Source organism: Vibrio sp. JZG10, from assembly GCF_054064075.1.
In genome coordinates, this window is the sequence record NZ_JBSUGE010000003.1 from 11,672 (window position 1) to 32,592 (window position 20,921).

Consider the following 20,921-nt stretch of genomic DNA (forward strand, 5'->3'; position numbering starts at 1 on the left):
ATTAAAGGGGAAGGGTAGTCTTCCCCTTTGGTCGTTTTTGGAACACAGAAATATAACTCGTATGAATCTAATGAAATCAAGTATCGCTCTGTTGATATCATCGGTTTTGATTCCCGCTCACGCGGCGAACTTAAACGATGCACAAGCTGTGCAGAGTAAAACAAACCAGTCGTCGGCGGTAAGCCAAAAACGTATTGATGCAAGCGCAGAAAAATCACTTACTCTAGAAGCTGAAATTGAGCAGCTGCAAGAGGAAGTCGGTAACTTGAAGATTTATCGCGATCATCTTGCAAGCCTTGTTGAGAGCCAAAATCAAGAAGTTGATAGCTTGAACGAGCAAATTGAGCAGATTGCTCAAACTCGTCAAGGTGTCGTGCCTTTGATGTATCACATGCTTGAGGGCTTAAAAGTGCTCGTCGCTAACGACAAGCCTATACGCAAAGCGCAACGTGAGGAGCGAATTGCAAAGCTGGATTCCATGATGACGCGTGCAGACGTTGCGGATGCAGAGAAGTTTCGTCGTATTTTAGAAGCGTACCAAATTGAAATGGATTACGGCACCAAGCTTGGCGTTTACCAAGGTAAGATTAACCTGGGTGACAATGAAGCTGTGGAGGCGGACATTCTCTATTTAGGGCGTTTGTCTTTGGTAGCGCGTAGCTTATCTGGTGACACATTTTGGAGCTGGTCACAGCAACAACAAGCATGGCAACAAGTGGGTTCTGAGCAAAAATCAGAGCTAGATAAAGCGTTCGCTATGGCGAATAAACAGATCGCGCCGAGTATGTTAACTCTGCCAGTGTCGTTAACCGCTGCGGAGGGCAAATAAATGATGAAAAAATGGTTATCGGTTGCACTAATCTCGACAGCCGCATTAATGCCTCATACAACTGTTGCTAGTGATGCGTTGTTACAAAAGGCGCAGCAAGAAAATCGTCAACAGCAATCGCACAATGTCGCGCGTGAATCAGGTTTTAAGAAAACAGAGCAAGAGCTACAGGCTATAAAGAATAAATTGGCTGCAGAGCGGGCTGCTCTTCAAGCAGAAGCGGACTCATTAAGTGTTACTTTCGGTGAAAACGAAGCGGAACTGGCGCAGCTAGAAGAAAAGCTACGTCTAGAAACCGGGAGCTTAGGTGAGCTATTTGGCGTCGTTCGCCAGAACGCAAAAGAGCTAGAGTCAGAGCTCAAGAGCTCAGTAACGGGTGTAGATGCAAACTCATATCAGAAAGATATCGATGCTATTGTTGCGGCTAAATCACTGCCAACGTTGACCCAACTTCAGGCGATGTGGCGCAGCATGGAAGAACAAATCAAAGCAAGTGGTGAGATGGCAAACGTCTCTTTCACACTGCTAAATGGCGAAGGTCGTGAACAAACGGTTAATGGCGTTCGTCTTGGTTCTATGGCGCTGCTGGATGACACTGGCTACGTTAAGTGGAATGGTCAACGCGGAGATGCGGTAAACTATCTTCGTCAGCCTGAAAGCGGTCCAACAGCGAATACTATTTCCTCTGGTGACATTGATGCGCTTGTCATTGACCCGTCACGCGGCATTCTTCTTGAGCAGCTCGCAAACTCACCGACTTTGGCTGATCGCCTAAATGCAGGCGGCGTTGTCGGTAAAATCATCCTTGGTTTATTAGCTATCGGCCTATTGATTGCTCTCGTACGTGGTGCATCTCTGATGATTTCGCGCCAGAAAATCATGAAGCAACTGAAAACTCCAGCGCAGCCAGGAGACAACCCTTTGGGTCGTGTGCTTGCGGTGTATCAGAAAGATAAGCATCGCAGCGTAGAAGCGTTAGAGCTACGTCTTTTGGAAGCCGTTGTTGATGAGCAAACCCACCTAGAAAAAGGGTTGTCGATGCTGAAGCTTCTTGCTGCGCTGGCTCCTATGCTTGGTCTACTGGGCACGGTAACGGGTATGATCGAAACCTTCCAAGTCATCACTCAATTTGGTAATGGTGATCCGAAAGTAATGGCGGGTGGTATTTCGATGGCGCTTGTAACTACTGTACTTGGCCTTGTTTCAGCCATGCCATTGTTATTGGCGCACAACGTATTGAGCTCTCAAGCAGAAAATATTCGCAGTATCTTAGAAAAGCAAGGCATCGGTTTAGTTGCAGAACAAGCTGAGCGTGATATGCCGAGCAACAAAAGTCACTCTAACACCTTAGCGGAGAACGCAGCGTAATGGAGCAGATCCTACTCAGCACATTGGGTTTGATCAGTGAGGATTGGGCCACAACCTTAATGAGCTTTATGCAGCAAGGTGGTCAAATCCTATGGTGGCTGGCTGCCGTCGTGGCGGTGTGCTGGCTGTTGGTTATGGAGCGAGTTATTTATCTCACAACGGTTTTCCCTGGGGTAAAGAAACAGCTTTGTGAGCAGTGGCAAGCAAGATCAGAGCACCACTCTTGGTACGCGCATCAAATCCGTGAAGGATGGATTGCAAAAGCGCAAATCGAACTGCGCCAAAACCTATCGACTATTAAGCTGCTTGTGGCGGTTTGCCCAATGCTAGGGTTGTTAGGGACGGTGACGGGCATGATTACGGTGTTTGACGTAATGGCATCGCAAGGCAGCAGCAATCCGAAATTGATGGCTTCTGGTATCTCACTTGCTACGCTGCCAACCATGGCGGGTATGGTAGCAGCGCTTGCGGGTATGTTTATTCATGCTCGCCTTAGCAAAGTGTGTGAACGAAAAGCTATCCAGTTAGAACAATCTTTAAGGAGTCAAAAGTGAGACTCGGACGCAGACCTAACCAACAAGATGAAGCTCAAGTCGATTTAACGTCGATGCTTGATATCGTCTTCATCATGTTGATCTTCTTCATTGTGACCAGTTCGTTTGTACGTGAATCCGGTGTAGAAGTGAACCGCCCTCAGGCTTCTAATGTGGTAAGCCAAAAAGATGCGGGCATTTTTATCGCGGTAACGGCAGCAAATGACGTGTACATCGACAAACGAGTGGTTGATATTGAGCGTGTTGAGGCCTCTATTGAGCACTTGTTACTTGATCAGCCTGATGCTTCGTTAGTTATCCAAGCTGACGAGCATGCTTATAATGGCACTGTCGTGAAAGTGATGGACGCTGCAAAGGCGGCAGGTGTGAAAAACATTGCATTGGCGGCGGAGAAACCTTAATGGGCAGGCTGTTACTTGCACTACCAGCATCACTGTTAATTTCTGTGAGCTTGTTTAGCTTTATGGCGTGGATGGTTGATAAAGGCAACCAGCGTGCGCCAGAAGCTTCAGAAGCCGTTCGTTTTGATATGGTGATGGTAGAGAATGAAGCAGACGTGCAGCGTCGTCAACGTTCAGTGCCGGAGCAACCAGAACCACCCCAAGCGCCGGAGCCAATGGATCTGTCTCAAGCTGACACTCAAATGGAGCCAATGAGCCAGATGACGCCAGTCAGTGCTTTAGGTTTGAACACTGCTCTTGAAGGTATCGCGATCAGCGCGCCAAACTTGAAGGGAACAATGGGTAACCAACAAGCACTGCCGTTGTATCGTGTTGATCCTCGTTATCCAAGTAAGGCGCTGAAACGTAGAGTTGAAGGCTATGTCATTATGCGTTTCACGATCGACGCTACGGGACGACCAAAAGATATTGAAGTGATCGAGGCTGAGCCACAGCGTATGTTCGAAAGAGAAGCGATTCGTGCGCTTAAAAAATGGAAGTATCAGCCAAAAGTTGAGGATGGTGTGTCAATTGAGCAGTATGGACAAACCGCTAAAGTGGAGTTCAAGTTAGCCAAATGATGAAAAAATTCTTAATCGGTACGGTATTAAGTCTGAGTGTACTCTCAACTATTGCCAGTGAGTTAAGCCAATACACTGCCGCGAGAGTTCAACGAGCACATAACTTGGCTCAAGAGGAGAAACTAAAAGAAGCGATTTCATCTCTTGAAGCTATGGAGCTTTCTCGTGGATATGACCAAGCTTATGTCGCTCGAATGTTGGGTATTTTTTACTGGCAGAACGAGCAAACTCAAGCGGCGATTAAGCAACTTGAGTTGGCAGTCAATAGTGGTTTGCTACAAGATGAGCAAGCATGGCAAACCCGAAAAATGTTGGCAGATATACTGCTGAACGAGCAACGCTTTTCTAAGGCGTTACCTCATTACTATGCCTTGAGCAAAAACATTCCTAAAGGTCAAAAAGCGCATGAGCTATGGCTGCGTATTTCCCAATCTCATTATCAACTGAGTCAGTGGCAGAAAGTGCTTTCAGCAATGGCTCGTTATGAGAAGTTTGGTCAGCCAGACAAGCTTGGCGCATTGTCGATAAAGCTTTCTGCTGAGCTAGAACTGAAAAAGTGGAAGCCGGCAATCTCGACCATCAAACGATTGATCGCGATTGAACCTGAGCGAATTGAATGGTGGCGTCAGCTTGTTGCTCTTTACCTGCGTGTTGATGACAACAAACGTGCTCTGGACTCTTTGGCGTTGGCAAAACTGAAAGGATTACAACTTAGCCAAGATGACTTAAAGCTGCTGGCACAATTGTACGCGAAACGAGGTATTCCTGAGAGAGCTGCGTTGGTGATGAACGAGCTAGAGGATGTAAACTCGAATAGTAAACTGAAAGCTCAGCAAGCGACGTATTGGCAAATGGCAAAAGAGTGGGAAGAGTCTATCGATAGTTGGCGTGTTGCTGCTCAGTTAGACCGACAGTATTACTGGAACTATTCTCAATTATTGGTGCAAGAAGGCCACTATAAAGATGCCCTTGCCGCGCTCGATAAGGTCAGTGGTCGTAAGGCGGATGTCGCACTTATCAAAACTCGCGCTTACTACAAACTTAAGCGGTTTGACGATGCGCTCGCTAATGCCAAAAGAGCGAATGAGATTAAACCGTCGAATCAGGCAAAAAGTTGGGTTAAGTATCTATCACAGCTACGCAAAGTAGAATCGACGCAGAACTCATAGCGAACACTTTTATTAAATACCCGAGCTCAGTCTCGGGTATTTTTTTGTCTAAAGTCATAAAGGCTATTTATTGTATGAGCTTTTCATAAAAGGCTAATGCATCAAATGGTCGGGAGAAAAAAGGGCTTTTCTCTATATATTCTTGATGTACTTTGCTCAGTGTTTCAAACTTTTCTCTCGATGTAGGTTCGATATGAAAAGTAAGGCTTTCAGTTGATTCTACAAGCTTTAATGTTGAGGTTCTTGAAGCGTTATTTTTTGCTATTAATAGATAATATGCTAGCTCTTGCTTCTCTTTTAATACACAAGCCTCAAAAGCTTTCTCGCTTAAAAACGGCAGAACAGGAGTTAATGCTTCTATATGCTTCTTTGAATACTCTAGGGTTTGTTTATCAGGTGTATTCTGGTCTGCCATAGATTCGCACAGCTTTATCTTAGCACCATAATTATCAATAGATTGGCTTACGTTGTTAAACAAACTGGCTTCAAACTTTTCACTTGCGAAAGTGACACTTGAGAAAAGTGATAAGAGAATTATTACAACATTCTTGTTCATATTTTTCCTTCTGAACTGCACCATAACGTTTGGCTAGCATCAGAAAATCTTCTCTATCTAACCCAACACTAACTTCTTAGCTTACCTTTTTAATCTAGCTTATCGATAGCTTTTAAGTTTTTCATTAAATATACATAAAGGCGCATTTTGGTGGAGTCTATCCCACTTTTTAGTATTGGAAATATCATTAAATTTTGAGTCATTAAAATCAATAGGGTTATTATCTAGAGGGTAGGCAATTGGTCACTCATATTGGCGCAAATAGTTACAACATGCGCCAGCCAAGCTGAATTGAAAAAGTAAACAATGTAAATTAAATGCCAATACGAATGATTATCACCTAAATTATGCCCCACATTTATTGGTGATGATTGTTTCTATGCTGCTTAAAAGCAAAGGTGTTCAAACTTGGGCTCGCCGCCTACATATCTATATTTCGATGGCTCTTCTCTTAGTTACGCTGTTTTTTGCAGTAACTGGTATTACCCTCAATCGCCCCGAATTGTTTGAACGCAGTGAACCTATCATTCAACAACATACTCTGACGGTTCCGCACTCAGTTCTATTTTCACATTCAGATACTTTTCAACCTAATCGTGAAGAACTGGTGGCTTTTTTGACTAAGGAAACCGAGCTTCGCGGTACTCCCTCCGCATTAGATGTGTATACCGAAGTTGAGCAAGGTGAGTTGTTACTCGGAGAGCTGTCTATGGATTTTAAAGGCCCGGGTTATAACGCTACGGTCTTTATTGATATGACTACTGGTGCGGCAGATGTTGAAACGACGCACTACGGTATTGTTGCGTTGTTGAACGATCTACATAAAGGTCGCAACAGTGGTGGGATTTGGAAGTGGTTTATCGACGTCACTGCGCTTTTGATGGTGTTTTTTGCTCTAACAGGTGTGTGCTTATTACTGCCTAAGAAGAAGACGCTTAGAACGTCAATGCAATGGATGAGCTTTGGTACGTTACTGTCGCTCGTGATTTATTTTGTTGCTGTTCCATAACAGCTTTTTTAGAGAACACTTATGTTGAACCCAGGAAGATTTTTCCGCTGTAATCACTTTTGTAAAGCCGCTTTGATCGCGGCTTTTACTCCTTTCTCTCTTTCTGCGGCTCCTTTACCAGATAACGCGAAGATCGATTTCGAATTCGAACTTCCAAAGATAGACACTTCAATGTACGCACGCCCTTATGTGGCGGTGTGGGTTGAAAACGATCAGCGTAAACCGGTTAAAACCATTCAGTTATGGGTAGGGAAAGACGAATGGTTAAAAGATCTACGCAGCTGGTGGAGAAAAGCGGGTCGTTATGATCGTGAACTTGTTGATGCGGTGACGTCAGCAACACGTCCTGCTGGTCAATACCGCTTTGTCTGGGATGGAACCAATGACGCAGGGGAGCGTTTGGAGCAGGGAAATTACACATTGTACGTCGAAGTCGTTCGTGAACACGGTGGGCGTAACTACTTACGTCAAAAAATAACGCTAGCGGACAGTGAAGTGCGCTATGAGCTTAAACCAACTCAAGAGACGGGTGTCATCACCGTCAATTATCAAGTTAAGTGATTAAAGGACACAACAATGAAAACCAAAATCAAAGCAGTGGCATTGGCGAGTGTAATGGCAATGGGATTGGCTACAACAACCACCGCACAAGCGCATCCACGTTGGGTTCTGCCTTCTCACTTTACGGTTTCAAAAGAAGGCGGTGACTGGCTGACATTTGATGTTACTGCTTCTCACGGAACGTTTGTTTTTGACAAGCCTGCGGGTAGTGACCAAGCGTTCGTGGTGATGCCGGATGGCCGTTCTGAGCGTCCTAACTTTGTTGTTCGTGGCAAACGTCGTTCTATGTTTGATTTCTTTTTTACGGAAGAAGGCACGCACAAAGTCGCGATCAATAATCAGCCGAGTTACTACACCCAATACAAAGCGGGTCGTCGTGATACGGTGAAGTGGGCGCGAGCAAACAAAGCTGAGCGTGGTGATGTGCTTCCCGAGCAAGCACGTGATGTGGTTACTCAACTAAGCTACACCCGAGCAGAAAGCTACATTACGGTTGGTATGCCAACGGACAAAGCGTTGGAGATTGAAGGCAAAATGCTGGAGATGAAGCCGATCACGCATCCATCGGACATCATTGAAGGTGAACCAGTCTCTTTCCAGTTTTTCTTCAATGGTGAGCCACAAGAGGGCGTCAGAGCGGAGATCACACGTGAAGGCACCATGTACCGAAACCATCAAGAACAAATCGATGTGGTGAGTGATAAAGATGGCAAAGTGATCTTCACGCCAGAGGTCGCAGGGCGCTACTTAATGAAAGCGAACTACAAAGGTGAATTAAAAGATAATCCATTGGCGGATAAAGCGAGTGCCAATGTTCACCTTACGTTTGAAACTCAACTTAACTAATCGAATTAGGCTCAGCAATCGCTGGGCCATTTTGGAATCATCATGAATAACACTTCTCTTCTCAAAGCTGCTTTGATTTTTTCTGGATTTACTTCTTTTCACGCTGCTGCACATTTCCCTCTGATGAGTTGTCACTTGGCGCAAGATAAAGTGATTTGTGAAGCGGGCTACTCGGATGGATCGACAGCGGTCGACTACGATGTCGAAATGTACGATTACGACGACAATCTGATCGCCAAAGAAAAAACAGATAAGCGTTCCATCGCAGAATTTACTCACCCTGAAACAGATTTCTATTTGGTATTTGATGCCGGACATGAAAGCCCGGTGGAAGTAGATATCGTTGAGCTGAAAGAGAAATGAGTGTACAGAAAGTTCGCCCTGATGATGGTAACCGAGAAGGAAAGTGGGTCGCACTGACAATCGCAGTGATTCTCGGTTCTGCAGCCATAATTATGCCCTACCATCAGGTCGCGACTGAAAAGCCAGACATACAGGCTCATCAAGTTTTAATCACGGACTTACATCAAAACGAGTTGGGTTTGATCGCTGAACTTAAGCTTGCTCATGAAGAGATTCGTGATTTGCAGCTAGAAACTGGAACTTGGCCTGAGGTCTCTGACATGGAGGCGCTTTGGATTGCTCCTTTCGTAAAAGACCAAAATTGGAAGCGCAAAGGGTCTCATCAGTGGAAACGAATCGATGACGGAGTCTACATTGGCATGAAGAAAAATGCCCAAGGTTCTGCCTCTATGCTTCTGGATAGCCGTGGCTCTCAAGCTGATATTTGGTTTAGTGATTCTAGCCGATCGTTAAATGCGGAGGTACTAAGCGATCTAGCAAAACGCCGCCAGCATGGCTGGCAACAAATCGTTCTGTCAGATTCCTCTTCTTCCCATTCTCACGCCCATTAAGACAACATAATTGATAAGTACTATGATCAAACGCTCTCTTTTACGTCGTATTCTTACAGCCACCGTGTTATTGACGGTGTCTTCTACAGGCTTTGCTGCCGATAAACTCAGTATTGGTATTACGCTTCAACCTTATTACAGCTATGTCAAAGCTGTTGTTGATGACAAGGCGAACATCATTCCTCTGGTCGATGCTGGTTTTAACCCTCATAACTATTTACCGCAACCCAATGATCTTAAACGTTTGAATGAAATGGATGCGATAGTGATCAATGGTATTGGTCATGACGATTTTGCACTGAAAGTGATCAAAGCCTCTCAGCGTGATGATCTCGTGGTTATCGAAGCGAACAAAGAAGTGCCTCTGTTACCGGCGATGGGGCAGTCAGTTGGTCAAGGTGCAGTGAACCCTCACACCTTTGTTGGTCTATCGACCACTATTCAAAAGGTTTACACCATCGCGAGTGAGCTAAGTAAACTGGACCCAGACAACGCTACTTTTTATCGCCAAAATGCTCGTAAATATGCGAAAACTTTCCGCCTAATGAAGCGTGATGCGATGTTGTCTCTTGGAGAGTTGGACACGGCTGGTATGAAGGTGGCGACAACCCATAATGCTTACGGTTATATCCTTCAGGAGTTTGGTGTTGACGTCGCCGCTGTCATTGAGCCTGCTCATGGCGTTGAACCAAGTGCCAGTCAGTTGCAGGAAACGATTGAGAAAATTCGTGAATCGGGCATTGATGTGCTGTTCTATGAGCTCAATATGCCGAACCGTTTTGTTGATACCATCGAAGAGGCGACAGGGGTGCAGCTTTATCGCTTTTCTCACATGACTCACGGTGAGTATGAGGCTGATAAAGTCGAGGTTGAGATGCGAGATAACGTGGAAACGCTCATTGAAGCAATGAAGTTTGTTGCGAGCAAGCGAGCAGGGGAAAAGGCGTAATGACTGGACCTTCCGTTTCCTTAAGTAACGTGGGCCTAAAATACGCCGACAATATTATTTTGCAGAACATCAGCGCTGAATTCGAGAGCGCTAAATGCCACGTTATCATGGGGCCGAATGGTGGTGGGAAAACCTCTTTGCTTCGTTCGATACTTGGGCTAACACCATTTTCGGGAAACATTGCACTCAATTGGCCAGAGCCATCAGCTGCATCGGGTAAGATAGGATATGTACCACAAAAGGCGATGTTCGAGGCAAGCCTCCCGTTAACCGTGATGGATTTTGTGCTGCTTAATCAAACCCGTATCCCTCTATTTTGGCGACGTAAAACAAAGCAAACTCAACATGCTCTAGCCCAGCTTGAGCGTGTGGGCATGGCAACGCGTTGCGATCGTCGTATGGGGCAACTCTCTGGCGGAGAGCAACAGCGTGTTTTGTTTGCGCAAGCTTTACTGGATGAGCCCAATTTATTGGTTTTAGATGAACCTACAACTGGGATGGACGAGCAAGGTGTTCGGTACCTTGAAGGTTTGATTCATGAAGTCGTTGGAGAAGGCAAAACGGTACTGGCAGTACACCATGACGTGACCGCAGTGCGCCGTTTAGACGCGCAGGTCCATGTCGTAAATCGTCAAATTGTGGCGTCAGGGCACCACTCAGATGTGTTAAGTCCTGATCGTATAGAAACATTATTCAAGCACTACACAGCAAAAGTGGAGGCTGCATAATGGATTGGTTACGAGAGTTAGCGGTTAGCGGCGTTGAAGCTGGATGGTTAAGCGATAGCTTTTCTTATGCCTTCATGGTGAACGCAATTGTGGCAGCGCTGATATTAGGACCGTTACTTGGTGGTCTTGGGACATTAGTCATCGCCAAGCGACTGGCTTTTTTCTCTGAAGCGGTTGGGCACGCTGCGCTTACCGGAATCGCGATTGGTGTGTTGCTCGGTGAGCCGCCAGAGAATCCGATCATCGGCTTGTTTAGCTTTTGTATGATTTTTGCGCTGTTGCTTCACTTTGTTCGTAATCGTACGAATGTACCTTACGACACACTGGTTGGGGTTTTTCTTGCGCTAGCGTTAGCGGTTGGTGCTGCGCTGTTAATGTACGTTGCTCGTAAGATCAACATTCACATGTTGGAGAACGTGTTGTTTGGCTCGATCTTGACTGTGACGGACAACGATATCCTTATTTTAGCGATCAGTTGTTTGATCATATTACTGCTTCTTATTCCAACGTTTAACCGCATTTTGCTGACTTGTATTAGCCCGGATATTGCACGTGTACGCGGCTTTAATACCAGCTTTTATGATTACTTATTTGTCATGATGATCACCTTGGTCACCATCGCCGCGGTAAAGATTATTGGCGCGGTATTGGTTGGTGCATTGCTACTGATTCCTGGTGCAACGGCTAGGTTATTGACTAAACGCATGGGCAGTTTCGTTCTCCTTTCTTCTTTATTGGCAACCATTGCGTGTTTAGTCGGAACCATACTGCCGATGGAGTTTGAGCTACCAGTGCCATCAGGCGCATCCATCATCATTGTTTCTGCGGCCTTTTTCCTAACAGCAACGGTTTACCGAATTATCCAAAAAGCGTAACCCTTTTTATAAAGTAATGAACATGAAGATAAAAAAATTAGCGATAACTTTTGGTTTGGTTATAGCGACGACACTTCCATCGTTGGCAAGCGCCAAAGACATTTTAACCAGCACTCCCGTCACGTACATGTTGTCTGAGCAACTCATGAAAGGTACAAGGATAGAGACTCAGTATCTGCCTCCAAAGCGTTACGGCGTCGAGCGTCTTGAGAACTGGTTCGCAAATAAAGGTACAGAGCAAGTTAAGCAAGCGGGTCAAGCCGCGACGGTTGCTATTACTCTTGGTGCGATTTGGAAACAAGACCCGACTTATGTTTACGCTCGACAGGGCAACATTCACTTGATTGAAATCGATGCATCGCAGGCCATTTCTCCGAGAGCTCAAGGAGTTGCAGTACTGACATTGGAAAACGGGTCAACATCGAAGTACGCATGGCTGAACCCTACAAACTTAATCCGAATGGCGGGCATTGTTGGAGAGGATCTACAACGTGTATATCCTGAGCACCAAAAGGCGATTCAAACGAATCAACAGGCTTTTATGCTCAATGTGCGTGAACTGATCAACCAACAACAGGCAGAGATCTTCGATAAAGGCATCGATTCAGTGGTACTGATGAGTGAGTCACTAGAGGACTTTGCCTCTGGCAACCAATTGTTTGTGGTTGGGCGCGAATTTAAGCCAGAACTCGAGTGGACAGAAGAAGACAAATTATCTTTAAAAGCTCAGTTTGAACAAGATAAAACGCTATGGTTAGTGACGGATAAACGACCGTCGAAAACCTTGACATCGCTTATTAAACCGAGTCGTATACTGCAAATTGATGTTATTGACCGCTGGGGCAGTAAGGGTATCAAAACTGAGAAGCCACTCGCACGTTGGGAGATGTGACACGTAAAAAGCCACAGATTTTATGATGGGGAATGAAAAGTTCCCTATTTTTTTGTGACTTAGTTCAAAACGTGAGCATTAATACCACTGGTTGCATAAGAAAGTGTTTGTTTCATTTCTATTTCATTACTACTTTGTTATGTGTTCGTTGCGATTGATTCGGATTTAATCTGTCTCTAAGCGAACCGGTACAAACAACTATACGGATGTTAACAATGAAAATGAAAACTCTAGCCGTTGCAGTGGCGGCACTAGCATGTGGTTCACAGGCCTTCGCAGCAGAAGTTTACAACAGCGATGGTACATCTTTATCGATCGGCGGTCACGTTTCAGTTGGCGTGGGTGAGTATTTCGAAGAAGAAGTAAAAGTTCACCAAGTATCTCCACGTATTAACGTTGCGGGTAAGAAAGACATTGGCAACGGTATTACTATCGATGCTAAAGGCGAATGGGCACTTAACTACCTAAATGGTGGTAGCCAGTCGTTTTCAACTCGCTTGGGCTACATCGGCGCGACCCACCAGCAGTTTGGCCGTTTAGTGGGAGGTACACAGTGGTCTCCGTACTACGATGTCGCTGGCGTTGCGGATCTACCAATCGCGTTCGCGAACGACTTTTTGTACGACAATCACAACAATCTAGGTACTGGTCGTGCTGAAAAAATGATCAGCTACCGTAAAAGCTTTGAGTTTGGCGAAGGTTTTGCTTTCAACCTAGGTCTTGGTTGGCAAGGTGAAAATGATGATAGAGGCCTATCATTACAACAAAACCCTAACACAGGTCTTCCAGAATACGTCTCTAAAGGCAGCAAGTATGACCAACGTGGTCAAATCGCATTAAGCGGCTCTGTCGCGGGCTTCGGTCTTGGCTATGTATACAGCGGCGGTGATGTTGAGAATTCTGGTCTAGGTACTAAAACTGCTGAATCACACCTTATTTCTGTAAATTACGGTGAGTATGGCTCTGGTCTGTACGCAGCTGTTGTATACGGCATGAACGAGTACTTCTACCAAATGCGTGAAGAAACTACTCAGCTTGAGGGCCTACTGGCGTACGGAGTCAACAATTGGACGTTCAGCGTTAACTACGAAGGTGTAGAAGACGACAAAGACAACAAGACAGTTTCAAGCGAAACTGCGCTACAAGCAGAATACGCAGTAACTCCTGCATTCGTTACTTTCGCTGGTTACCAGTTTGACCTAGGTAACGACTACAACAATGAAGAGAACGACTACTGGACTCTAGGTGCTCGTTACTACTTCTAATAAATAGGCCAGTTTCTACTGCCTAAACACATTTATTGTGTTAACGCCTACTCATTGTGAGTAGGCGTTTTTCTTTCTGCTTTCCGTTGGCTATAAGAGACACTGGTAATGATGTGCTTAGGTACCCCAACTCTCTGTTTAGAGAGCGCGTCTATAAAAAATGCCCGCAAGTTGCGGGCATTTTTGTTGTTAGAGATGCAGTTCTATTAATACGCTTATTTTTTATCGAGTAAATCGAGGAAGAACGCGTACTCTAACGCATCTTCTTTCAAGCGCTTAAATCGACCAGATGCGCCGCCGTGTCCGGCTTCCATATCGGTTTTGAACAACAAGACGTTATCGTCTGTCTTCATTTCACGAAGTTTGGCGACCCACTTCATTGGTTCAAAGTACTGTACTTGAGAGTCGTGCAAGCCAGTCGTTACCAACATGTTTGGGTAGTTTTGCGCCTTGATGTTGTCGTAAGGCGAGTAACTCAACATATAGTCATAGTATGTTTTGTTATTTGGGTTACCCCATTCATCATATTCATTGGTGGTCAATGGAATTGATTCATCGAGCATGGTGGTTACCACGTCCACAAACGGAACATGTGCACCGATACCGCGATACAATTCTGGTGCTTGGTTGATGACTGCCCCCATTAAGAGACCACCTGCAGAGCCACCAACAGCGAAGACTTTATCTTTCGCGCCGTAGCCTTGTTCAACCAAACCTTTAGTTACATCAATAAAGTCGTTGAATGTGTTTTGCTTGGTGAGTTTTTTACCATCCTCATACCAAGGACGGCCAAGCATTTCAGAACCGCGAATGTGAGCGATGGCGTAAACAAAGCCGCGGTCTAATAGACTCAAACGTGTCGAGCGGAAAGTTGGCTCAATGGTTGCACCATAAGATCCATAACCATATTGGTAGAGTGGATTCGTACCATCCTTCTTAAATAAGTCTTTACGATACACCAAAGAAACGGGTACTTCTTTACCGTCACGGGCTGTAATCATAATGCGTTCTGATTGGTAATTGTCAGGATTAAAATCACCAAGTACAGGTGTTTGCTTCATGATTTCTGACTCGCCCGTTTTTAGATCGAAATCGTAGTAGGTTCCTGGAGTGGTTAAACTGCTGTAATAAATACGAACTTTCTCGTTATCCAGCTCTAGGTTACCTGTCAAATAGGCTGCAAACGCATCGTCATTAAATGTGAGGGGGAATTCTTTTCCTGTTGAGAGCTGACGTACAGTGACGCTTGCTAGGCCGTTAGAGCGCTGCTCATAGACGAGGTGATCATCGAATAGCTCGAAGTCGACAAGTTGAGTGTTGTCGTCTGCGGCAATCACGTCTTGCCACTTAGAGCGATCGTGCATCTCTTCTTGCTTAACTTTCATCAAACGGAAGTTCACGGCTTGATAGTTGGTATAAATGTAATACCAATCGCCTAGCTTAGAAATGCTGTATTCAATGCCATTTTCACGAGGATAAAAAGGCTTCGCCTTTGCTTTAGGGTTGTTCGCATCGATGATGGAGACGCCGCTGGTTTCTGTACTGGAATGCCAGATATAAATATCTTCGCCATCTTTGCTTTTGCTTAGTGAGGTGTAATAGGCGCTGTCGGTTTCTTCAAAAATCAACTCATCACTGCTTTGTGGCGTGCCTAAAACATGACGATACACTTGGTAGCCCAGCAAGGTCTGTGGATCTTTTTTGATGTAGTAAAAGGCGTTGTTATCGTTCTGCCATGCAATCGCGCTTGAGGCGCCTTCGATTTCATCTTGTAGGTAATTGCCTGTTTTCAGGTCTTTGATCTTAAGAGTGTAAACGCGGCGGCTTAATGTATCTTCGCCATACGCTAGTAAGTTTTCATTCGGACTAACGTACAAGCCGCCAATACTGAAGAACTCATGTTCTTTTGCAAGTTCATTGACATCTAAAATGACTTGCTTGTCTTTGCCTGCAAAGTCTTTAGCTCGAAGGTGAACTTCGTATTCGTTATCTCCGGTCACTTCACTTGAGTAGAAGTAGTTGCCTTTACGCACAGGAACGGAGTTGTCGTCTTTTGCTATGCGACCTTTAATTTCTTCAAATAGCTCATTTTGAAGAGCTTCAGTGTGCTTGAGAACGGTTTCCGCATACTGATTTTCTTGCTCTAGGTGCTGCAAAATTTCCGGCTCTTTACGTTCGTCGTCACGCATCCAGTAGTAGTTATCAACGCGAGTATCACCATGAATAGTCATCGCGTGAGGGACTTTTTTCGCAACCGGAGCTTGAGTTTGTTGAGCAACGATCTGTGATTGGGAGTATTGAGTCATGCTGGGGGTTCCTTGATTGCTGCATCCGGCGACAAGCGCGACCGAGACGGCCAACGTAGTTAAAGTGAAACGCATCTGTTTTTGTCCTTATTATACGCCCAAGTGGCCTCATCCTGAGGGCTGGGCTTTCATTTCGTTAGTGGTTTTCAGTTGTCCATTCTTTGTTATGGGGTGTGCCGAAAAAGTGAGAATTCTCAATATTTCCGAGTTGGCTACTCAATTTGAAGGGAGCTGAAAACACATTGTGTAAGCAGCTGTTATTTTTAACAAATATCAATTCGAAAGTTAAATCATTCTCATCGGTAAATCGAATAGTGTGATATGAAAAAGGGACGCACTAGTTTAGTGTGTCCCTTTTGGATTTTGAACGTTAGTCGATAATGATCAGATGACTTGCGGCACTTCGTTTGAGTGGTTGTGCGCTCGATTTACCCACATGAGCCCAAGCATTGCAATTACCGACATTGCCATCATCAAAACACCTAGTGGCATCTGGTTATGCGCTGGAAATAGTGATGCAAGCAAGGTCGCAATACCTGCTCCCAAGTTTTGCATGCCACCCAATGTCGCGCCTGCTGTTCCTGCATGGTATGGGAATGGCGCAATTGCTCCGGTTGTTGCGGCTGGGAATAGGATACCCGCACCCAAAAAGTACACGGTTGCGCCACCAACCAGCGTTAACGCCGTGGTTAAACCAAACAAGCCAGGGATGAGCACAATAGCTGAACCAACAAAAATCGATACCAAGCCCACATTTAAAGCACGACGCTCAGAGCGACGCTGCGCGATGTAGCTAGATAAGCCGGCACCCACCAAGTAAGCTGGGATCGGTAAGATAAACAGTAAACTTACCGTTGTTGCTGGTAATGCCAATACACCACCTAGCAATACCCCAGCTGCTGCCTCGAACACACCTACTCCAGCAAACGTCGCAACTAGGCAGATCAAAAAGCCTTGGAAGCGGCGATCTGATAAAACGTGTTTGTAGCTTTTGGCTACTGGTTCGAACTTGCGTTTCTCTTTTGGTAGCGTCTCCATCATGCTGGTCATCATGGTAATCACCACTGCAATGCCAAACAGCGCTAAGAATAGGTAGCTAGAGCGCCAGCCAAACGCTTCGGTTAAGTAGCCGCCAAGCACGGGAGCCAACAATGGTGAGAAAATCACACACATGCTGATTAAGCTATTTGCTCTGTGTAGCTCAGAACCTTCAAAGCAGTCGCGAGTCAGAGTACGTGACATCGCACCACCGCAGCCAATACCTAAACCTTGGATGAAACTACCAATCAAGAACCATTCAAATTGGTGTGCAAAGAGCGCCACCAATGTACCTACGATGTAGATAAGTAGGCCTGCTATGATGATTGGCTTGCGACCTAAGCGGTCCGATAACGTACCGTACACGAATTGCGATAAGCCATATGGAATTAGGTAACAAGCCATCACAGCTTGAAGTGATGACGCAGACACCAAAAACTCACCCGCCATATGACCGATTGAAGGCACGTACATTGTTTGGGTCATTTGACCCACGGCAGTCAATATTGCGATTAAAAAGGTAAGTTTCGCTAATGGAAACGAAGCAGACATTTGCGTATCTCTCCAAAAAATTTAAGACGTAAAAACCCTTAGCGCTCTAATGCAGAGTGCCAACAGACTTTTGGTGTTACGGGGCTATTTGCGCGAGATATTAGTCTTTGCGTGTACAATTAGCAATCGAAAAGTGTGAAGTTGAGCAAGATAAAAATCTATAATATTCATTAGAAAAACTAATCTTAACTTGCATTCGGAAATAGGCTGCTTTTCTTTGTTGAATTACGTTAAATCTCTTATTTGTTGTGAATGTAAACCCACTTATAGGTCATTGGTTTTTATGGTTAAAATTGAGGGGAGAAGAATTGTTTTGGTTAGCCAGAGCAAGACATGGTTCGAACGAAGAAAAGACTGGAGAAGGCACCATGAACAAAAAGGGAGCCGAAGCTCCCTTAGAAATGATTATGTTTATTCGCGGCCAGATGCGTATGCGTAAAGCATTTCTAGTGCGATGGTTGCTCCCGCTAATGCGGTAACATCACTGTGGTCGTACGGAGGCGATACTTCTACAACATCCATACCCACAATATTCATACCGGCTAAGCCACGAATAATTTTCAGCGCTTTGTCTGAGTTCAAGCCACCACAAACGGGTGTACCTGTTCCTGGTGCGAAGGCTGGATCCAAGCAGTCGATGTCAAAAGTAACATACACTGGCTTGTCTGCGACGGTGCGACGAATCTCTTCTAAGATCTCGTTCACCGACATGTCATTCGCTTGCATCGCATTAATCACATTAAAGCCGTGATCCTGCTGTTTGTATTCAGTACGAATACCGATTTGTACTGAGTTCTTCGCAGAGATCAAACCTTCTTTCGGCGCATGGTAGAACATTGTACCGTGGTCGTATGAACTGCCATTTGCGTAGGTATCCGTATGAGCATCAAAGTGAATCAGAGCCATTTGACCATGATGCTTCGCGTAGGCACGCAGGATAGGCAGTGTGATGAAGTGGTCACCGCCCAATCCCAACATGGTTTTACCGCTTTTTAGAATTTCACTGGTTGCCGCCTCTAGACGGTAAGTGAAATCTTCCGCATCACCGCAATCGAACACGAGGTCACCCGCGTCGATCACTTTCAGCTTATCCAATACGTTGAAGTCCCACGGGAACTTCTTACCTTCCCATGCCAAGTTGACTGAGGCACGGCGAATCGCATCTGGCCCCATGCGTGCGCCTGGACGACCAGATGTAGCCATGTCCAGAGGAACCCCTAGCACCACAACGTCTGCGTCTGCCGATACCGGATTACGAATGTACGGTAGACGTAAAAACGACATAGAGTTGGAGTAAAGCGAATAATCGGTTTTAGTAAACAAATCATTCATATCAGAAGTCCTCTAAATAGGTGTATCCCGCTAGACCTTGTTCTAGTTCTGCTAGGATTTGTGCTTGTTCATTGGCTTCAACTCGTTGGGAAACCAATTGTTTGTAATTGTCACGAATCGCATCCACGTCGATATGAACGTAGCGCATCATGTCTTCTACACTATCACCTTCATTGATGTAACTGATCTCAAATTGACCGTGTTCATCAACATTGACTACTGCACTGTGGGTGTCACCAAATAGGTTGTGCATGTCACCAAGGATTTCTTGGTATGCGCCTACTAGGAAAAAGCCCATTAGGTATGGTTTGTCTTTGCTCCAAGCTGGTACAGGTAGCGTGCTCTCGATGCCTTGACCATCAACGTAGTGATCGATCGCGCCATCAGAGTCACAGGTGATGTCCAACATTACCGCACGACGCTCTTCCGCATCGCCAAGGCCAGAAAGTGGTAGAACAGGGAACACCTGATCAATACCCCAAGCATCTGGTAGAGATTGGAAGAGAGAGAAGTTCACGAAGAACTTATCTGCAAGACGTTCGCTCAACTCGTCCAGAATCGGACGGTGGAAGCGATTCTTAGTACTCATCTTGCGGCTTAGTTCGAAGTAAATGCGCAGTGACAGTTGTTCTGCCCATGCACGCTGCTCCAAGTTAAGCACGCCAGTTGCGAATTGAGAGTGTACCTCTGCCAAATCACTTTGGGTATCGTTGTAGATCTCAATTAACGCACGAGCGTCTGTACCATCTTGTAAGTTTTCCCAGTTTCGCCACATGTTTTGTAGCAAAAGTGGTGCATCTACGCCCAGTTCATGCACTTCTTCCGGTTGGTATGTTTCGGTACCAATTACGTTCGAAATCAATACAGCGTGGTGTGCTGTCAGTGAACGCCCGGATTCAGAAATGATCACTGGCATTGGTTGTTCGTATTGCTGGCACACATCGCCCACTGTGTTGACGATATTACGAGCGTACTCTGCAAGGCCGTAGTTCATCGAGTTTGATGATTGACTGCGTGTGCCGTCGTAGTCGACTGCCAAACCGCCGCCCACATCGAAGTATTCGATGTTTGCACCCAGTGCGCGCAGTTCGCAGTAGAAACGTGCGGACTCATTCACACCATTACGTACGTCACGGATGTTTGCCATCTGTGAGCCAAGGTGGAAGTGAACCAATTGCATCGCATCTAGGCTGCCTTCGCGTTTCAGACGTTCAATAACGCTAAGCACTTGCGATGCAGACAAACCAAATTTCGATTTTTCACCGCCACTTGCTTGCCATTTCCCCGCACCTTGAGAGGCGAGGCGAATACGCAAACCAAGGCGCGGTTTTACGCCCAAGCTTTTCGCTTCTTCTAGCACCAGATCCAGCTCAGAAAGCTTCTCTAGTACGATGAATACTTTGTGGCCCAGCTTTTCACCGATCAGTGCAAGACGCACATACTCACGGTCTTTGTAGCCGTTACACACGATCACGGAGCTGCCTTGTTGAGCCAATGCAAGTACTGCCAACAATTCTGGCTTGCTACCCGCTTCAAGACCAAGCTGTTTGGTTTCTAGTTGAGCTTGGCTCGCTAGAATTTCATCCACCACTTCACGTTGTTGGTTTACTTTAATTGGGTACACCAACAGGTATTTGTTTGGATATTGGTATTCTTCAATTGCTTGGTTGAAAGCGTGGCAAATTCCATGCACACGTTGGTGCACGATTTGCGGGAAGCGCACTAATACAGGCAGATTTAACTGCTTCGCTTCTAGCTCATTTACAATGGCACTGAAAGGGATTTGATGTGCACGCTCACTACGAGGTGATACGTAAACCTCGCCTTGGTCATCAATACCGTAGAAACCTTGGCTCCAGTAGTGAACGTTGTAGTCCGCGCGGATGCGGTCTAATTTAGTTGCTTTTTCCAACTCGATTCTCACAAAAATGTACTTAAGTCCTTAATTAGAAGGAAAAGTACAAAAAAGCAAATCATGAGGCATTAACCTCATACCCTGACACGAACTCCGTGTGCGCGCATTAACGGATAAAAGTGCCGCTGAGTCTAATGATTAAAATCTATCATCTCGATTATGATTTCTTGTCGTGCGTTGATGTGAACATTTGTTTACCAGTGCGTCCATTCAGCTGTTATAGTTGGTCTGACCAGCATGGA

The 20,921-nt window shown here is 45.5% G+C and carries 21 protein-coding genes; 16 read left to right on the top strand and 5 right to left on the bottom strand.

Annotated elements, in window-relative coordinates:
* Positions 1-61 precede the first annotated feature (61 nt).
* The 6 genes from ACWYVB_RS04825 to ACWYVB_RS04850 are packed head-to-tail and all read left to right on the top strand — an operon-like array spanning position 62 to position 4,941.
* Positions 62-829: a DUF3450 domain-containing protein gene (locus ACWYVB_RS04825; RefSeq protein ID WP_005374260.1), complete on the top strand. Its 768-nt coding sequence runs from the start codon at positions 62-64 to the stop codon at positions 827-829.
* Positions 830-2,197, top strand: a complete 1,368-nt coding sequence (locus ACWYVB_RS04830) for a MotA/TolQ/ExbB proton channel family protein (protein WP_054866882.1) — start codon at positions 830-832, stop codon at positions 2,195-2,197.
* Positions 2,197-2,751 (top strand): MotA/TolQ/ExbB proton channel family protein, encoded by a 555-nt coding sequence (locus ACWYVB_RS04835; RefSeq protein ID WP_017635540.1) that lies wholly within the window; start codon positions 2,197-2,199, stop codon positions 2,749-2,751. Before ACWYVB_RS04830 ends, ACWYVB_RS04835 begins: the two co-directional genes overlap by 1 nt.
* Positions 2,748-3,152, top strand: coding sequence for an ExbD/TolR family protein (locus tag ACWYVB_RS04840; RefSeq protein WP_005374257.1), 405 nt, complete (start codon positions 2,748-2,750; stop codon positions 3,150-3,152). Before ACWYVB_RS04835 ends, ACWYVB_RS04840 begins: the two co-directional genes overlap by 4 nt.
* Positions 3,152-3,772 (top strand): energy transducer TonB, encoded by a 621-nt coding sequence (locus ACWYVB_RS04845; RefSeq protein WP_006741220.1) that lies wholly within the window; start codon positions 3,152-3,154, stop codon positions 3,770-3,772. The genes ACWYVB_RS04840 and ACWYVB_RS04845 overlap by 1 nt, the downstream gene beginning before the upstream one ends.
* Positions 3,769-4,941, top strand: coding sequence for a tetratricopeptide repeat protein (locus ACWYVB_RS04850; protein WP_124007438.1), 1,173 nt, complete (start codon positions 3,769-3,771; stop codon positions 4,939-4,941). The genes ACWYVB_RS04845 and ACWYVB_RS04850 overlap by 4 nt, the downstream gene beginning before the upstream one ends.
* A 67-nt stretch (positions 4,942-5,008) precedes the next feature.
* Here ACWYVB_RS04850 and ACWYVB_RS04855 read toward each other — a convergent pair whose 3' ends face one another.
* On the bottom strand, positions 5,009-5,497 hold the full coding sequence (locus ACWYVB_RS04855) for a hypothetical protein (protein WP_301606958.1): 489 nt from the start codon (positions 5,495-5,497) through the stop codon (positions 5,009-5,011).
* A gap of 379 nt (positions 5,498-5,876) precedes the next feature.
* On the opposite strand from ACWYVB_RS04855, the gene ACWYVB_RS04860 reads away from it, so the two are divergent.
* The 10 genes from ACWYVB_RS04860 (at position 5,877) to ACWYVB_RS04905 (ending at position 13,536) form a co-directional block, all read left to right on the top strand.
* Positions 5,877-6,506, top strand: coding sequence for a PepSY-associated TM helix domain-containing protein (locus tag ACWYVB_RS04860; RefSeq protein WP_457528169.1), 630 nt, complete (start codon positions 5,877-5,879; stop codon positions 6,504-6,506).
* Positions 6,507-6,527: 21 nt separating this feature from the next.
* On the top strand, positions 6,528-7,067 hold the full coding sequence (locus ACWYVB_RS04865) for a DUF2271 domain-containing protein (protein WP_457528170.1): 540 nt from the start codon (positions 6,528-6,530) through the stop codon (positions 7,065-7,067).
* A gap of 15 nt (positions 7,068-7,082) precedes the next feature.
* Complete coding sequence (locus tag ACWYVB_RS04870) at positions 7,083-7,913, top strand: DUF4198 domain-containing protein (protein ID WP_457528172.1); 831 nt, start codon at positions 7,083-7,085, stop codon at positions 7,911-7,913.
* A 42-nt stretch (positions 7,914-7,955) separates the two neighbouring features.
* Positions 7,956-8,276: a hypothetical protein gene (locus tag ACWYVB_RS04875; protein WP_065645581.1), complete on the top strand. Its 321-nt coding sequence runs from the start codon at positions 7,956-7,958 to the stop codon at positions 8,274-8,276.
* A complete protein-coding gene (locus tag ACWYVB_RS04880) occupies positions 8,273-8,827 on the top strand; it encodes a DUF6162 family protein (RefSeq protein ID WP_167427193.1) in 555 nt (184 codons plus the stop codon). The genes ACWYVB_RS04875 and ACWYVB_RS04880 overlap by 4 nt, the downstream gene beginning before the upstream one ends.
* Before the next feature lie 22 nt (positions 8,828-8,849).
* Positions 8,850-9,776, top strand: a complete 927-nt coding sequence (locus tag ACWYVB_RS04885) for a metal ABC transporter solute-binding protein, Zn/Mn family (protein ID WP_006741228.1) — start codon at positions 8,850-8,852, stop codon at positions 9,774-9,776.
* Complete coding sequence (locus tag ACWYVB_RS04890; protein ID WP_256952673.1) at positions 9,776-10,504, top strand: metal ABC transporter ATP-binding protein; 729 nt, start codon at positions 9,776-9,778, stop codon at positions 10,502-10,504. The genes ACWYVB_RS04885 and ACWYVB_RS04890 overlap by 1 nt, the downstream gene beginning before the upstream one ends.
* Positions 10,504-11,379, top strand: coding sequence for a metal ABC transporter permease (locus ACWYVB_RS04895; protein ID WP_457528175.1), 876 nt, complete (start codon positions 10,504-10,506; stop codon positions 11,377-11,379). Before ACWYVB_RS04890 ends, ACWYVB_RS04895 begins: the two co-directional genes overlap by 1 nt.
* A gap of 22 nt (positions 11,380-11,401) precedes the next feature.
* Positions 11,402-12,271 (top strand): metal ABC transporter solute-binding protein, Zn/Mn family, encoded by an 870-nt coding sequence (locus ACWYVB_RS04900; RefSeq protein ID WP_457528177.1) that lies wholly within the window; start codon positions 11,402-11,404, stop codon positions 12,269-12,271.
* 215 nt (positions 12,272-12,486) lie between these two features.
* On the top strand, positions 12,487-13,536 hold the full coding sequence (locus ACWYVB_RS04905) for a porin (protein ID WP_253658290.1): 1,050 nt from the start codon (positions 12,487-12,489) through the stop codon (positions 13,534-13,536).
* A gap of 215 nt (positions 13,537-13,751) precedes the next feature.
* Here the strand turns inward: ACWYVB_RS04905 and ACWYVB_RS04910 are convergent, their stop codons facing one another.
* The 4 genes from ACWYVB_RS04910 to speA all read right to left on the bottom strand — a co-directional run bounded on the left by ACWYVB_RS04910 (position 13,752) and on the right by speA (position 20,676).
* Positions 13,752-15,917, bottom strand: coding sequence for a S9 family peptidase (locus tag ACWYVB_RS04910; protein ID WP_457528180.1), 2,166 nt, complete (start codon positions 15,915-15,917; stop codon positions 13,752-13,754).
* 309 nt (positions 15,918-16,226) lie between these two features.
* Complete coding sequence (gene emrD, locus ACWYVB_RS04915) at positions 16,227-17,432, bottom strand: multidrug efflux MFS transporter EmrD (protein WP_457528182.1); 1,206 nt, start codon at positions 17,430-17,432, stop codon at positions 16,227-16,229.
* A 411-nt stretch (positions 17,433-17,843) separates the two neighbouring features.
* Entirely contained in the window at positions 17,844-18,764 is a 921-nt protein-coding gene (gene speB, locus ACWYVB_RS04920) for an agmatinase (protein ID WP_005393578.1), read from the bottom strand.
* Between the two features lies 1 nt (position 18,765).
* A complete protein-coding gene (speA, locus tag ACWYVB_RS04925; protein ID WP_457528191.1) occupies positions 18,766-20,676 on the bottom strand; it encodes an arginine decarboxylase in 1,911 nt (636 codons plus the stop codon).
* Positions 20,677-20,921: the final 245 nt, after the last annotated feature.